This window comes from Butyrivibrio sp. NATIVEDY162 (assembly GCF_045999815.1).
GTDB lineage: Bacteria > Bacillota > Clostridia > Lachnospirales > Lachnospiraceae > Butyrivibrio.
The window spans coordinates 1968864-1982201 of sequence record NZ_CP172573.1 but is presented as its reverse complement, the minus strand read 5'-3'; the positions used below and the strand labels follow the sequence as shown (position 1 = coordinate 1982201).

Annotated in this window: 20 protein-coding genes and 3 pseudogenes; 17 read left to right on the top strand and 6 right to left on the bottom strand. The window is 44.1% G+C overall.

The features are described 5' to 3' along the window. Positions 1–20 precede the first annotated feature (20 nt). From ACHCNF_RS08505 to ACHCNF_RS08480, 6 genes are all read right to left on the bottom strand, one after another. On the bottom strand, positions 21–806 hold the full coding sequence (locus ACHCNF_RS08505; RefSeq protein WP_248404000.1) for an ABC transporter permease subunit: 786 nt from the start codon (positions 804–806) through the stop codon (positions 21–23). Between the two features lie 12 nt (positions 807–818). Then, positions 819–1613 (bottom strand): DUF2705 family protein, encoded by a 795-nt coding sequence (locus ACHCNF_RS08500; protein WP_026649869.1) that lies wholly within the window; start codon positions 1611–1613, stop codon positions 819–821. Positions 1614–1626: 13 nt separating this feature from the next. Further along, a complete protein-coding gene (locus tag ACHCNF_RS08495; protein ID WP_408069398.1) occupies positions 1627–2514 on the bottom strand; it encodes an ABC transporter ATP-binding protein in 888 nt (295 codons plus the stop codon). Continuing rightward, a complete protein-coding gene (locus tag ACHCNF_RS08490; RefSeq protein ID WP_248403997.1) occupies positions 2511–3128 on the bottom strand; it encodes a TetR/AcrR family transcriptional regulator in 618 nt (205 codons plus the stop codon). The genes ACHCNF_RS08495 and ACHCNF_RS08490 overlap by 4 nt, the downstream gene beginning before the upstream one ends. A gap of 332 nt (positions 3129–3460) precedes the next feature. Beyond that, the gene (locus ACHCNF_RS08485) at positions 3461–3673 is read right to left on the bottom strand and encodes a helix-turn-helix transcriptional regulator (protein WP_408069397.1); all 213 of its coding nucleotides are present in this window, start codon (positions 3671–3673) and stop codon (positions 3461–3463) included. 77 nt (positions 3674–3750) lie between these two features. Then, positions 3751–4452: a S24 family peptidase gene (locus ACHCNF_RS08480; RefSeq protein ID WP_408069396.1), complete on the bottom strand. Its 702-nt coding sequence runs from the start codon at positions 4450–4452 to the stop codon at positions 3751–3753. 328 nt (positions 4453–4780) lie between these two features. On the opposite strand from ACHCNF_RS08480, the gene ACHCNF_RS08475 reads away from it, so the two are divergent. The 17 genes and pseudogenes from ACHCNF_RS08475 (at position 4781) to ACHCNF_RS08395 (ending at position 13298) form a co-directional block, all read left to right on the top strand. Beyond that, positions 4781–5182, top strand: a complete 402-nt coding sequence (locus ACHCNF_RS08475; RefSeq protein WP_408069395.1) for a hypothetical protein — start codon at positions 4781–4783, stop codon at positions 5180–5182. Positions 5183–5311: 129 nt separating this feature from the next. After that, positions 5312–5710, top strand: a complete 399-nt coding sequence (locus ACHCNF_RS08470) for a helix-turn-helix domain-containing protein (RefSeq protein WP_408069394.1) — start codon at positions 5312–5314, stop codon at positions 5708–5710. Between the two features lie 179 nt (positions 5711–5889). Then, positions 5890–6453, top strand: a complete 564-nt coding sequence (locus tag ACHCNF_RS08465) for a hypothetical protein (protein WP_408069393.1) — start codon at positions 5890–5892, stop codon at positions 6451–6453. Positions 6454–6465: 12 nt separating this feature from the next. After that, positions 6466–6687: a DUF6462 family protein gene (locus ACHCNF_RS08460; protein ID WP_044960407.1), complete on the top strand. Its 222-nt coding sequence runs from the start codon at positions 6466–6468 to the stop codon at positions 6685–6687. A gap of 106 nt (positions 6688–6793) precedes the next feature. Further along, the gene (locus ACHCNF_RS08455; RefSeq protein ID WP_139221536.1) at positions 6794–6964 is read left to right on the top strand and encodes a CopG family transcriptional regulator; all 171 of its coding nucleotides are present in this window, start codon (positions 6794–6796) and stop codon (positions 6962–6964) included. Positions 6965–6999: 35 nt separating this feature from the next. Next, positions 7000–8229, top strand: coding sequence for a site-specific integrase (locus ACHCNF_RS08450; RefSeq protein WP_228351596.1), 1230 nt, complete (start codon positions 7000–7002; stop codon positions 8227–8229). 500 nt (positions 8230–8729) lie between these two features. After that, positions 8730–8942: a DUF6462 family protein gene (locus tag ACHCNF_RS08445; RefSeq protein WP_022763309.1), complete on the top strand. Its 213-nt coding sequence runs from the start codon at positions 8730–8732 to the stop codon at positions 8940–8942. Positions 8943–8955: 13 nt separating this feature from the next. Continuing rightward, positions 8956–9192, top strand: coding sequence for a DUF6462 family protein (locus ACHCNF_RS08440; RefSeq protein ID WP_026528298.1), 237 nt, complete (start codon positions 8956–8958; stop codon positions 9190–9192). After that, entirely contained in the window at positions 9189–9464 is a 276-nt protein-coding gene (locus ACHCNF_RS08435; RefSeq protein WP_330363282.1) for a DUF6462 family protein, read from the top strand. Before ACHCNF_RS08440 ends, ACHCNF_RS08435 begins: the two co-directional genes overlap by 4 nt. Beyond that, positions 9461–9769 (top strand): excisionase, encoded by a 309-nt coding sequence (locus ACHCNF_RS08430; protein WP_026528296.1) that lies wholly within the window; start codon positions 9461–9463, stop codon positions 9767–9769. Before ACHCNF_RS08435 ends, ACHCNF_RS08430 begins: the two co-directional genes overlap by 4 nt. Further along, a pseudogene (locus ACHCNF_RS08425) lies at positions 9762–9875 on the top strand (ParA family protein); the annotation flags it as partial. The gene ACHCNF_RS08430 and the pseudogene ACHCNF_RS08425, both read left to right, overlap by 8 nt. A gap of 146 nt (positions 9876–10021) precedes the next feature. Next, positions 10022–10438 carry a PrgI family protein gene (locus ACHCNF_RS08420; RefSeq protein WP_408069392.1) on the top strand — a complete coding sequence of 139 codons (417 nt, stop codon included), beginning with the start codon at positions 10022–10024 and terminating at the stop codon, positions 10436–10438. Continuing rightward, positions 10435–10632, top strand: a pseudogene (locus ACHCNF_RS08415) (DNA/RNA helicase domain-containing protein); the annotation flags it as partial. The gene ACHCNF_RS08420 and the pseudogene ACHCNF_RS08415, both read left to right, overlap by 4 nt. 116 nt (positions 10633–10748) lie before the next feature. Continuing rightward, positions 10749–11105, top strand: coding sequence for a DNA/RNA helicase domain-containing protein (locus tag ACHCNF_RS08410; protein ID WP_408069391.1), 357 nt, complete (start codon positions 10749–10751; stop codon positions 11103–11105). A gap of 6 nt (positions 11106–11111) precedes the next feature. Beyond that, on the top strand, positions 11112–12290 hold the full coding sequence (locus tag ACHCNF_RS08405; protein WP_408069390.1) for an HNH endonuclease domain-containing protein: 1179 nt from the start codon (positions 11112–11114) through the stop codon (positions 12288–12290). 27 nt (positions 12291–12317) lie between these two features. Then, positions 12318–12713 (top strand): annotated as a pseudogene (locus ACHCNF_RS08400) ((deoxy)nucleoside triphosphate pyrophosphohydrolase); the annotation flags it as partial. Next, positions 12711–13298: a class I SAM-dependent methyltransferase gene (locus tag ACHCNF_RS08395; protein WP_026657833.1), complete on the top strand. Its 588-nt coding sequence runs from the start codon at positions 12711–12713 to the stop codon at positions 13296–13298. The pseudogene ACHCNF_RS08400 and the gene ACHCNF_RS08395, both read left to right, overlap by 3 nt. Positions 13299–13338 lie beyond the last annotated feature (40 nt).

The window sequence follows — 13338 nt, the reverse complement described above, 5'->3', positions numbered from 1 at the left end:
ATATCTATGGACAATTACATTTACAACTCACGCAGTTTCCACCGCCTTGTAGAAACCATTACACACGCGCCCACAATGAGTACTGTTAAGACGATGGAGGAAAGATAGACGCCATTTAGTGCTACTTCATACACATCATAGTACCGCAGAGGGGTCAGATAGTCTAAGAAACGGTTCCCAGCGTACTCGGCGGTGATGGCGACAGCATAGGCGGCCAATACGAAAACCGTACCGACACGAACCGCAGCCTTATAAGATTTGAAGAGGCTGGCAAACAGTAGGCCCAAGGCAAAGAACAGAAGTTGTGTCAAGAACATTCCAACCACAGTTGCAGTTCCAGCTCCCGGCTGTTCCAGTCCCCCCATCGGGAGGATGACCGCAAAGTAATTGCACACACCGCTGAACAGGGAAAATACCAACAGGTTCACCGATGAAACAATCACCTTTGCCAAAACTATGGTTTTTCGCTCCACAGGCTTTGTGAACAGATATTCGGATGTTCCAAATTTCTTTTCCCTCGCCACACAGGACAGGCCCAGAGAGATTGCATAGGCAAAGGCCAACAGCCCCTCCCAAAAATAGATACACGCGTACCAACCAAGGGCAGTCGTGAGATCCCCTTTCACACCGAACATGATCATAATCAAGCGAGGGAATTGGTCGACTGTCCGGGCCATCTCATCCAAACTGTCCTTCAAGGATAAAAGTTCAAAATAGCAGAATCCGCACAGCAGTAACATGATCCCCAGCCAGATCAGCAGGGTCTTTCTGGTTTGGCGGAATTCGTTTTTAATCAATGTTTTCATGTTCACACCTCCTTAGCTGCGGAACTGAATGTCTTTTTTCAGAAAGACACCGTAAGAAAGCACCAAAAACAGGGCAAACAGCAGCACACACCATCCCAAGTAATCCAACTCATAAAAGCCAGATTTGGAAATCTCAGCCGCACTAAAGAACGAGTACGGGGACAGAAAACTAATGGCACGGTTGCTGACAATGTTGGAGAAGCTGGTGACGCAGTACTCGACAAAGACAATTAACCCGGCGGTCAAAAGTGGGCTTCGATTGCGTGAAAAAAGAATTCCTACCAAAAGCCCCATAGCTGCAAGGAACAGCGTGACCAGCATAAGGGAAAGAGCAATCAGAAAGAACTCTCCCCAGTCAATACCGGAGCGAAACAGGGCCAGCGCCAAAAAAGAGGCGAGAAGATATACCATGCTCACGACCACTACGCCGAAAAAAACCGTGAACGCCTTTGCCCAGTAAATCGTTTTTCGGGTATGGGGTTTTGTAAACAGATATTCAGAGGTTCGCTCCGAGCACTCCTTGGTGTGAATGGCGATACCGAAGTGCATCCCGAAAATACCGGACGCAATCATAAAAAAGCTGGTGAGAAACGCATAAATGCCCAACGGTGAGGTCAGATATTCCATGGACACGCCAACGCCCTTGTAAAAATCACTCGTACCCAGCGTTTCATAGAGGTCTCCGGTGGAAACATCCATAAAGCTGTAATAGGTAGGCGTCATCACAAAAACACACAGAGCCAAGGCGATGGCCCAACCCAAAATATATTTGCGGTGCCTTTTCAGTTCATATTTCAAAATGATCATGCCTGACACCTCCCTACTCGTAGTAGTGCATGAAGATCTCCTCCAGAGAGGGCTCTTCCAAAAGCACATCGTCCAAATGCAGCAGGTGAAGCTTGTCAATGATCGCCGTGATATTGCCGCTATACATAAAGGAAACAGAGGTCTTGTCCGCAGTCTCCGCATAGTTCGCAATGCCGGACAAATTAAAGAAATCGCGAGGGATAGCCTCCTTTGCACTCAGAGTGACTTTTTTATAGCCGCTCTCACGCAGTTCTTTGATGGGCTGTATGCCAATAAGATGTCCTTCTTTCAGAATGGCCACCCGGTCACACAGTTTCTGTACCTCACTCAGCACATGGGAGGAAAAAAACACGGTAGCGCCCCGGCTGTTTTCCTCCTTCAGAATATCGTAGAAAGCCTGCTGGATCAGTGGGTCTAACCCGCTGGTGGGTTCGTCCATAATGATCAGTTTGGGTGAAGTCATAATGGCAGACACGATACCCACCTTTTTCTTGTTACCCAGAGACAGGTCTTCGATTTTCCGGGTCAGATCCAGATTGAGGCGCTCAGACAGCTCATACATTTTCGTTTCGCAGTCCATGCCGTACAGGTCAGCGGTGTATTGCAGCAGTTCCCGCACCTTCATGTTTTCATAATAGCTGTTCTCGCTGGGAAGGTAGCCCACATCTCTGGCAATGACACTGGCCTTGGTCTGGCAGTCCAGACCGAAAATAGAGGCGTTGCCGCCGCTGGGATGGATCAGGCCCATCAGCGTGCGGATGGTGGTGGATTTTCCTGCACCGTTGGGGCCAATGAAGCCGAAAAACTCGCCCTCATTCACCGAGAAACTGAGGTCATTGATCCCCCGATGGGTTCCATAGTGCTTGGTCAGCTGGTTTAAGACGATTGCTTGCTTACTCATTTTTGATATTCCTCCTTATAAAAATTTTTCCGCAGAATTGCGATGTTCTCCTCAAAATCCTCCATGACAGCCTGAAAATCGAAGGCCGCCGCCCCACGGTACCGGGCCGCATAGCCCTCGGCCATCAGAAGCAGCATTTGAAAGACCGGCTGGGCATCCTCCGGGTTTTTGAATTTCAAAGCATCCTCTTCCCGCAGAACAAGATCGTTTCGGAATCCGCTGGCCTCCTCCGTCAGGATCGCTAGCGTATCTGCCACCTCGGGAGAAGTTTCCTCCCAGGCACTGGTAATAAACTGCAAGATAAAAGGCTGATTTTGGAGTCCCTCCATTTTCATGCGGCTGGATGCCAGGATTCTGTCGAACAAATCTGTTTGGGAATTGAGGGATTCCTTGTCAAATATTCCCTCTATGATTTTCTTGCAGTATTCCAGTAGGTAAATGTAGAGCTGCTTTTTACTGCCGAAATACTGAAACACAGACGCTTTGGAAATGTGTGCGGCTACCGCAATATCATTGATTGAGGCTTTTTCATAACCAAACTTGCCGAAGCACTGGAACGCCGCATTGAGAATGGTCAATCTCTTTTCTTCGGTCAGGGCCAAAAATTTGTCCAATTCATTTCCTCCTTTTTACATATTAACCGTTTCGGTTATTTAGAGTATAGCACCAATAACCGAATCGGTCAAGTATTTTGGAGTATAATTCAAAAGTTTTCTTTTTATACTGTTAGATCAACGAAGATTAGTCTCGAAAGTACCGGTGTGTTCAAGTCAGCAGTTGCACGAAAATGTAATTCGTTCAAATACTACTACCTGAAATATAAAATTACATTGGGTGATGTCTATGAAATTTGAACGCGATGAGCGCAAATTTGATTTCCACGATATAGGGTGCGAGATAAAGCGCAAAAGAGAAACCAGCGGGATGACACAGGATCAACTGGCCTTTATTGATTTTCTTCCGTTTCCAGATGGAAGATATCTTCCACAGAGACTTTAAAATATGCTGCAAGACGAAGAGCTGTTTCAAGGCTGGCCGGATTCTTTTCAAGCTCGATGTTGCTGATGCTTTTTTCACACATACCGACAGCTATTGCAAGATCGGCCTGTTTTATGCGCTGTTCCTTGCGCAGCTTCTTCAGATCATTTTTGACTGCCATATAATCCCTCCTTTTTGGTTGACCTGATACTGGGAGCAATTATATTGTAGCAATCAACATGTACAATAATCTGGACTCTAACTCACAACCCGGCCAAAAGTCTTAAAGGTTTCTCCTTCGGCAATCTCAATAGGATCGTACTTGTCATTCAGTGAAATGAGGTACGTTCCTTTTTTTTTGCATAGAAGCTTCTTACAGTAGGCGTTTCCGTTGTAGTAGAAGATCCCGATCTCTCCATCATTCAGTTCATCTGTCTTCTGGATCCACACGATCTGTTTATCCAGGTATCTCGGCATCATGCTGTCTCCACTGATGCGTACTCCAAAATCAGCTGTCTCAGGAACTTCAGGTCCGACTTCAACTTCTTCATAGCTATCGTTGTCAAGAAACTGACCGGTTCCAGCGGATACAGGCATATCATAGAGATTGAGTATCCTGACAGGCTGTAGGATACGGACGGGAGCTGCCTGATACTTTTCGGAGCCCTTCAGCAGGTCAATGTAATTTAGTGCCATCGCCCTGCCTTCTTCGTTTAGCTCAGCCATAGGATCGTCCGGATTGTGTCCTCCTATAAACTGATTGAAGATATCCGTGATCCCGAGGATCTTGCACATCGCAAGAAACTGTACTGCGTTCGGAATGCTGTTACCGGTCTCCCAGGTGCTATATGCTGCAGGTTTGGTAGGAATTCCCATTCCGGTAAGCTTATCGCAGATATCCTGCTGTGAGTATTTCAGGTTTTTCCGATATGCTGCAAATATGTTTCCGATATTGTCCATAAGTGACCTCTTTCTAAGTGCGGGATACAGCCCACACGTCTGTGAATCTAATATACTTCATAGGGCGGATAAAATCAATAGGAAAATCTAATATAATTAGAAAACAGAAACATGTTTCTATTGAAATCAAATTAGACTTGTTTTATATTAAGTAATCGTAAGGGGTACACGTACTGGCCGGCCGGCAGAATGATACCCCATACACAAGCAACTTTATGGGAAGGGGCTTGCGGACCACGCTAACCTTCGGCGGTCGGAACTTGGTTCGCTGCTTGTTTGGGATGGAGGTAATGAACATGCCTATGATTGTTTACACGCGTAGGAGGATATGAACTATCTTCTTTCTGCGCAGGAAGAAAAACTGAATATAGAGGCTTTTGGTGAGCTGCCCGAACCTCGGGGTATTATAGTCAGCTCGCTTTGCGGATCGACTAATCAACGTTTCGCAGTAATCTGTAAAGGTGACTTTCCCTTTCCTTTTCAGACTTCAGATCAAATTGGTGAATTGGAGGTGAAGAGCCGAATGCAGGCGATTGATTTTTATTGCAAGAAGTGCAGGAAATCCATGCGGATCTCCTACGCACTGACCGGAGACAGGACGGCTCCGGCTATGAACGGCATCATGATAAAATGCCATACTCACAAATGTACCAGAGTAGTGACCCTCAAGAATTTTACAGAGGGGCAGATTGCCGAGAGAATGGATGCTCTCGGAAAGTGCTACTTATAAGCTTTAGCAATCAGGACGAAATCAAGCGTGCATGACACGCATAATTACAACTAAATGAGGGCTTCATGATATGGGGGCATGACCCACCGCGGACGCATGAAAAGATAACCGGTAAAACGGAGTCTTTTCGTGCGTTTTGTTTATTGTAACGGACACAACAGTACATCTCTTTTTTCCGGTTCGCCCGGAAAGAAGGAGAAGATGAACATATCTATTAAGGAAGAAACATTAGGACAGAGGATCAGAGCACAGAGGATCAGACTTGGAATGACCCAGGAGGAACTGGCAGAGCGCTTATATATGAAGAAGTCTACGATCTCATATTATGAGACCGATAAGAAAGAGATGAGAGCAAGCTGCCTTGCCGAGATTGCCAGGGCTCTTTACACGACGCCGGATTATCTGCTTGGCTTTGAAGAGGAAAAGGATCCTTTTGAAAAGGAAGTGCAAGGTCTGCTTCAGAGTATTACCGATGAAAAGGTAAGAGCGCTTTTACTCGCACAGATCAAGGCAGTTTCTAATATGTAAGAACAGGGTATCGGGAGACCGGTACCTTTTTTATGTCCGGTGGTTGTCTATCGGTCAACCTGAGGTTGTCTGTTTGGGGAACGACTTTTTACATAGAGTTCCGTAGAATTGCATGTGTAAGCAAGAGGTGACGCAAGCCGGCAAGCCTAACCTCCAAGAAAGAAAATGGAGGTGCGAACATGTGCATTACAGAAGATAAGTTGGTGGAAAGCTACGGGAAAGCAACTCCCCGTGAACGCTTCCGACTGATCTACAAGAACTACAGTATCTTTCCACAGCTGGTGGACTGCTACGAAACCGGACTGTTTAACCGGATCCTCTTCGAGGTCGAATACAACAGACGGAAAAAGAATGATGATGACCTGGGCGTGAGGATCCAGACCAGTCATCGCAGCGATCCGACTGCTGCAAAAGCGATCGAGCATATCATGATCCGCGATGCCATTGAGGAATGTAATTTTTCCGGGAACATCTTAAAGGAAACCGATGATCCCGAGAAGCATAAGCGGGACATCCTGACGATCCACATGATGCGCAGGGAATACGAGGTCTTTGATACAAGCCTCAAAGCACTTCCCCTGGCAGAATTCAAGATCACCTACAGTCATCTGCACGACGGGAGAAAGCTCGTAGAGATCGCGGAGGAAGAAGATAAGGCGTATCAGACGATCCTGAATATTGTATCGAAAACGAGAAAAAAGCTGGAAGGCAAGACGATTGCTTTCTTCAGGGAAACCATATAGGAGGATGAGATCATGGGATACAAGAGAAAAGAATATGAGAATATGGAAAGCCTTTTTACGAACGGCAAGAAGAAGTTCGTGAAATATGAAGAAGGCGCAGCAATGTACTCCATGGGGATCCATGCGTTTACCGAACTTGCCAAGGAAGCGAAAGCAATCTACCGCATTAGGAGGATCGTTCTGGTAAATACGGAGATCATCGACGAGTACATCGAGAACTTCAGAGACATTTAATGGAACAGTATGGAATGAAAATAAGATGCACAGCTTTCTAAAAATACATTGATTTTTTGTGGGGCATTAAATATAATGTGAGTAGAGATCTGAAGGGAGCAGGAAAATGGCAAAACGCGGAAGGCCTACGGTAGAAGACAAAAAGTACATTAAAGTTGGCTTTAGAGTTACCGAAGCGGAACGCGACAGACTTTTGGCATACTGCGAGAAGATGAATCTCACCCAAGCACAGGTCTTTAAGGAAGCACTTGAGCTCCTTTACAAGACCAAACCCTAAGAAAGCTGTGCCTCTCCAAAAAGGAGGTAAACAGATTGGCACAGAGCAGGAAGGACTCCCGCGGCTATGCGCTCAGAAGCGGTGAGTGTCAACGGGCAGACGGACGCTATTCTTATTCTTACACTGACAGAAACAGAAAGCGTCACACCGTCTACGGAAAAGATCTCGTGGAACTTCGAAAGAAGGAACAGCAGATCAGACGTGATCTGGAGGATGGACTGGATCCCCAGAGAGCAGAGCGTGTTACAGTCAACGAGGTATTTGATTCGTACATCAAACAGAAATACGACCTCAAGCCTACGACCAGGACGAATTACGTTTATACCTATGACCACTATGTTAGGGAGACTTTCGGAAAGCGACGGTTGATACAGGTGCGTTATACGGATGTAAGGGAATACTACTATTCTCTCTTATTAGAGGAGAAGCTTTCCCCGGCAACAGTCGATAACGTTCATACCGTGCTTCATCCGGCATTCCAGATGGCAGTCCGTGATGGACTCATCCGTGTAAATCCGGCAGCCGGAGTTCTCGGAGAGATCAAGAAGAGTCATGTATGGGTTAAGACCAAGCGTAAGTCGCTCACGGTACCTGAGCAGAAAGCATTCATGAACTATCTTTATTCCAACCATCAGTATCAGGGATGGAAACCGGTCATTACAGTTTTGATCGGAAGCGGGATGAGGATCGGAGAGTGCCTTGGTCTCAGATGGGAGGATCTGGATTTCGAAAACAGGATCATCGATATCAATCACAGCCTTGTACACCGCAAGGTGGATGATTCGGGAACCAACTTCCACATCAACACTCCGAAGACGGAGGCAGGATGCCGCAGAATCCCGATGATTGGGGAAGTGTATGATGCGTTCCTGGAGGAATATCAGATCCAGCAGATCACCGGCTTTTGCACGCAGGAAATCGATGGTTATTCCGGGTTCGTATTTGCTAGTTCAGGTGGAACGATAACGATACCTTCCGAAGTGAATCATGCGATCCACAACATCACGGCAGACTATAATAAAGAAGAGACTGCCAAAGCGAAGAGAGAAAAGAGAGAGCCTCTGCTCCTTCCGGATTTCTCCGCACACCACTTGAGGCACACCTTCTGCACCAGGCTTTGTGAGAACGAAAGCAACATCAAGGTGATCCAGTCGGTCATGGGCCATAAGGATGTTCAGACTACTTTGGATATCTATGCTGACTGCACCGAGGACAAGAAGAAGGAAGTCATCAAGAACATGGAAGATAAGATTTTTGTATTGTAAAAGTGCCTGTGAAAACAGTGCATATTTTTCACACAAAATACCATACGTCTTAGTCCATAGAGCAACCGTCTTTTTAGGTTTGACGCACCCGGTACCACACGTTAAGACATCACCACGGAACGGGATGTAAAGAGTCGGGAAACGCTAGATGGATTAAGGCGGAATATAGAGGAGCAGGGTGGAACGGAGTGTATAAAACCCCCAAATCCGTCCCGACGCTGAAGTCACTCGATAAGTAAAGCCCAGTATTCATGCATGTTTGCAAGGTCGGAAAAGAGGTCTGACAGCAAAAATGTAGCAGAAATGTCGAAATCAGTCGATTTCTATAAGGGTTTTTTGAGCTGATCAAAATGATATTGGCGTGAATTCAAAATAGAAAATAATGTAAATTGAGAGTCATTCTTGAATGTAATTTCAGGAGTGGCTCTTTTTTTGTTTCATGTTCAGGTCATGCTTCGTTATCTGCGGGAATCATCCAAAAGAAACGGAGGTAGATGCAAATGGCAACACAAAAAAGGTATCGATACGACAAACCAGAATATTTGAGACTGATTGATGCAGAAAAAGTATTCCCTATGAATCAGGATACGATCAAGAAAATAGCGGGAGAAATTGGCGCATTAAGAAAAGTCAAAAATATGGTTCTGATCAATTATCAGATGATGAAGGATTTTTTTGAGTCATGCGTTTATGTGGATGAAAAGGACAGATAAGGAGGAAAAGAACATGGCAACACCAAAGAGACAAAAGTACGAAGGACTACCGGAATACATCAGACGTGAGGATGCATCTTATTTCTTTCAGATTGGAGATGACACTATTGATAAGCTTGCTGAGGAATGCGGAGCTAAAAGAAAAGTGAGAAGCATGGTCCTGATAAACAGGAAGATTATGAGCGAGTATATTGAATCATTCCAGTATGTTGGAAAGGATTCAAAAACAGTAGGAGGCTATTTACGATGATGGATTACGAAATTGAGCAGTATAAGGATATTGAGAGTAAGCAGGAAATAAGAAATCAGGCGAAGATGCTTCGAAGAAAGTACATAAGGTACAAGGAAGCAGAGTATGTCTATGGTATTCAGCACAAAAAGCTTTTACAGCTTGCAGATAAAGCAGGTGCACTTTACAGAGTTGATGGGTATGTCCTTATAAACATAGAGATTTTTGAGGCATATCTTGAAAGATTTCATCAGCCTCCGAAGATGACTAGGACCGGAGGACGCGAAATATGAGTGGATGCATCTGGAAATTCTCACAGTATCTTGATGATGAAGATATAATGTTCGCGCATAGGATTTTTGTAAGCTATAAAATTGCGGGTGAATATTACGGAATAGGTGAGAAGCCAATGATCAGAATGGCGTGGGCGTCGGGTGCTGTATATAAGGTCGGAAAAAAGGTTCTGATAAAAAGAGAGATATTTGAGGAATATCTGAGACAGCACTACAAGCAGGTAGACAAGCTCATCGAGGGTGATGAGGACGAACTGCTTAAGAAATTTGAAAAAAGAGCGAAGGAGGAAAAGAGTAATGGGTAAGGTCATAGCTATCGCAAATCAAAAAGGCGGTGTAGGAAAAACAACTACTACAGTGAATCTGGCGGCTGGACTGGCAAATCTCGGTGAAAAGGTTCTTGTTATTGATCGGTGGCATTTACAACTGATATCGTGGGATCGATCTGGATGGCACTTGGAAACACACTGCTCCTTGGATTTTCATTATTCAAGACAAGCACAGTAAGCAAAGCAATACTTAATGCGATTTAAACAGGCAGGGAAGAAGGGAGACATATGGCAGCTTCATATATCAGTGTCCCGAGGGACTTAACAAAGGTAAAGAGTAAGATCATTTTCAATCTTACAAAACGACAGCTCATATGCTTTTTGGTGGCGGCGCTCATAGGAGTCCCGTCATTTTTTCTTATCAAAAGCGTGGCTGAGGTAAATGTGGCAGTGATGGGGATGATGGTGATAATGATGCCTATCTTCTTCTTTGCCATGTATGAAAAGAACGGAAGACCTTTGGAAGTATACCTGGGGCATTTTATTCAGGCTATTTTCATAAGGCCTAAGAAACGTCCGTATAAAACGGATAATTATTATGCAGCCCTGATGAGGCAGGCAGAAGCAGAAAGGAAGGTGGAAGAGATTGTTCGTACTTCCATGGAAAGAGTAAAAGGAATGGTGAGAAAAGTATCTGCTTTGTGACCGGAGTTCCTGGAGCGGGTAAAACCCTGGTTGGCTTGGATGTGGCAGTGAAGCAGACTTACCAAGGCTCTGATAAGCCGATAGAGGATGAAGGGGCAGTTTATCTTTCGGGGAATGGCCCACTAGTGGCGGTACTCAATGAAGCTTTGGCAAAAGATAACTTTGCAAAGTGCAAGGAAAGGGGAGAAGCGAAGAAGCTTTCGGATTCCAGGCGTGAAGTGGGTAAGTTTATCCAAATTATCCACAGATATAGGGATAATATGCTCGCCAAGATAAAGAAGACAAAGCTGATACCAGATCTTCAAACTACTTGGAGGATGCTGCTACTGAAATTCAGGTGCAGGGACTGGAATTGGATTATACGTGCCTTTTATGGGATGCGGATATGCGTTATGAGAATGGCGATTGGCATTATTACAAGTTTAATGGCAAAGAAAGATGGAATGAACTTATACCTAATAGCGAGAGTCGTTTAGAGCAGATGAAGTACATGCTGAATGCATATAGAGTATTGCTTACCCGTGCCAGATCAGGAATGATCATATGTGTACCTGAAGGGAATTCGCATAAGACAACAACAGGATTCTGGGAAGATGAGACACGCTTACCGGAATATTATAATGGAACCTATGAGTATCTGAAGAGCATTGGATTTGAGGAAATATAAAAAACAATGGCTGATTTTGATCCTAAGAAAATCGAATATAGCTTACGAATAGAAGGAGACTACTATAACCAGCTGGATATAGAGGGCTTCTCTCTTATGATGAAGAATCCGTCTTATTGCTATAAGTTTTATTGGCTGGAAGCTATTGTGAATTTGATTTCAGAAGACGTAACGGAAACTACTTTTGATGAAATCATAAATGAAATGATTGTCAATGCCTGGTACTCTGTACTGGAGTTTCATATTCATCTTAGCGGGATTGTGGTCGGTGAAGTAAAGGATGGTTTGGAAAGGGCAGTAAAAAAGCTTAGTGATATCAGTGAGCTTCCGGCAAATGCATCGAAGCTTGAGATAAAGAATGCTATTAAGGAGCATGACGCTGAACTTAAAGCGGAAAAAGAACAGCTTACAAACATGGTGCCCTACAGGGCACTTGCTGGTTTTTTCGGCAAAGTAGATGAAACTGCGGATTGGGAAAGCACTCGCAGGATGATTGCCTATATTGAACGTGTAAATAAGGTGAATATACTTCCATATACTTTGGGGAGTAGTAGTAAACTCAAAAAAGAAGTGTATTTTAATCCGTCTTGGATAAAGATGATACAGGATAATACTGTTTCAATTTTGGGGTGGATACAATTTGAAAAGGTAAAGTGGCTTCAGAATAATAATCCCGAGGTGCCAGGGCTTGTTTACAAGCTGGCGCCAATGGATGAGAAAATGCGGAAGCTGAATGCTGTAAGAAAGCTATGGGACGCTGTATTGGAGATAGAATCTGTTTCAGATGTTTTTACTGACAATCCTATTGATTCTAAAAAATATGATGTTGATCATTTTATTCCATGGTCGTTTGTAATGAATGATGAGTTATGGAATCTTATGCCAATGGATTCATCGCTTAATTCGTCTAAGAGTAATAAGCTTCCTGAGTGGGAGCCCTTTTTTATAAAGTTTGCAAATAATCAGTATCTTCTTTATCAGATGATACATGATAAAGAACGACCTATTTTCCATAAGCGCTTTGAGGCGTGCTATAAGGATAATATTCATTCTATTTGGGCAAACCAGGAATTATATCGGCCAGGTAATACGATAGAAGAATTTGAAAATATACTGGAAAAGAATATGAGACCGGTCTATGACTCTGCAAGACGGCAGGGTTATGAGCTGTGGAAGATTAGCTAAATAAAAGGTAAGAGAGAAAAGACATAAATGAAAACTGTTAACGTAGTCGCAGCAATAATCTGCGATGATTTCAAAAGAAAAACAAAGATATTCGCAACCCAGCGTGGATATGGAGATTATAAAGATGGCTGGGAATTTCCTGGAGGAAAGATTGAGGAAGGTGAAACTCCTGAAGAGGCGTTAGTAAGAGAAATTCGAGAAGAACTTGGTGCAGAGATTGAGGTACATGACCTTATTGATGTAATTGATTATGATTATGAGACTTTTCATCTTCATATGAACTGCTACTGGGCGACAGTTGCAGAAGGAAAACTACTGCTTTTGGAGCATGAAGCTGCGAAGTGGCTTGAGATTAATGAGCTTAGAAGTGTGGACTGGCTCCCTGCGGATCTGGCGTTACTTCCAAAGATTGCTGAGGCTATGGTTGATAATAACGTTGAATATTATGACATGAATGCTGATTCATTCTTTGCTGGAAGTGTTAATGCAGATATGTCATATGAGAGGGATAGATTCATAGCACTTCTTCCTGAACATGGTCGCGTTTTGGATGCAGGCTGTGGAAGCGGACGGGATAGTAAGGCATTTATGGAGGCAGGCTTTATAGTAACAGCTTTTGATGCATCCAAGGAAATGCGAAAGAGAGCGTCTGAATATCTGGGACAGGAAGTTCTGGATATGAGGTTTGAGGATATCGATTTTCATAATGAGTTCGATGGGGTCTGGGCCTGCGCGTCACTTCTTCATGTGCCGGTGAATCAGCTGCCAGAGACAATGAAGAAGATGAATGCTTCGCTTAAGAGTAGTGGCGTTATATATGCTTCGTTTAAATATGGCGATGGTACGAAGATGCGCGGAAATCGTAGATTTAGCGATTTAAATGAGAATAGTATTGTTACGCTGTTTGAGGATGCGGGATTTGTGATAATTTGCAATGAAGTTGGTACTGATAATAGACCTGGTAGAGAAAATGAAATGTGGGTCAACGCTATAGGGAAAAAGCTTTAATAAGCAGAGGTTTAGTGAAATGGGCTGTGTTTTTTGTGAT

What these genes read in the sequence shown, in the direction of transcription:
- ACHCNF_RS08505 (WP_248404000.1), bottom strand. Translation starts at nt 806, where the DNA reads ATGAAAACATTGATTAAAAACGAATTCCGCCAAACCAGAAAGACCCTG.
- ACHCNF_RS08500 (WP_026649869.1), bottom strand. Translation starts at nt 1,613, where the DNA reads ATGATCATTTTGAAATATGAACTGAAAAGGCACCGCAAATATATTTTG.
- ACHCNF_RS08495 (WP_408069398.1), bottom strand. Translation starts at nt 2,514, where the DNA reads ATGAGTAAGCAAGCAATCGTCTTAAACCAGCTGACCAAGCACTATGGA.
- ACHCNF_RS08485 (WP_408069397.1), bottom strand. Translation starts at nt 3,673, where the DNA reads ATGGCAGTCAAAAATGATCTGAAGAAGCTGCGCAAGGAACAGCGCATA.
- ACHCNF_RS08480 (WP_408069396.1), bottom strand. Translation starts at nt 4,452, where the DNA reads ATGGACAATATCGGAAACATATTTGCAGCATATCGGAAAAACCTGAAA.
- ACHCNF_RS08475 (WP_408069395.1), top strand. Translation starts at nt 4,781, where the DNA reads ATGAACTATCTTCTTTCTGCGCAGGAAGAAAAACTGAATATAGAGGCT.
- ACHCNF_RS08465 (WP_408069393.1), top strand. Translation starts at nt 5,890, where the DNA reads ATGTGCATTACAGAAGATAAGTTGGTGGAAAGCTACGGGAAAGCAACT.
- ACHCNF_RS08460 (WP_044960407.1), top strand. Translation starts at nt 6,466, where the DNA reads ATGGGATACAAGAGAAAAGAATATGAGAATATGGAAAGCCTTTTTACG.
- ACHCNF_RS08455 (WP_139221536.1), top strand. Translation starts at nt 6,794, where the DNA reads ATGGCAAAACGCGGAAGGCCTACGGTAGAAGACAAAAAGTACATTAAA.
- ACHCNF_RS08445 (WP_022763309.1), top strand. Translation starts at nt 8,730, where the DNA reads ATGGCAACACAAAAAAGGTATCGATACGACAAACCAGAATATTTGAGA.
- ACHCNF_RS08440 (WP_026528298.1), top strand. Translation starts at nt 8,956, where the DNA reads ATGGCAACACCAAAGAGACAAAAGTACGAAGGACTACCGGAATACATC.
- ACHCNF_RS08435 (WP_330363282.1), top strand. Translation starts at nt 9,189, where the DNA reads ATGATGGATTACGAAATTGAGCAGTATAAGGATATTGAGAGTAAGCAG.
- ACHCNF_RS08430 (WP_026528296.1), top strand. Translation starts at nt 9,461, where the DNA reads ATGAGTGGATGCATCTGGAAATTCTCACAGTATCTTGATGATGAAGAT.
- ACHCNF_RS08420 (WP_408069392.1), top strand. Translation starts at nt 10,022, where the DNA reads ATGGCAGCTTCATATATCAGTGTCCCGAGGGACTTAACAAAGGTAAAG.
- ACHCNF_RS08405 (WP_408069390.1), top strand. Translation starts at nt 11,112, where the DNA reads ATGGCTGATTTTGATCCTAAGAAAATCGAATATAGCTTACGAATAGAA.
- ACHCNF_RS08395 (WP_026657833.1), top strand. Translation starts at nt 12,711, where the DNA reads ATGGTTGATAATAACGTTGAATATTATGACATGAATGCTGATTCATTC.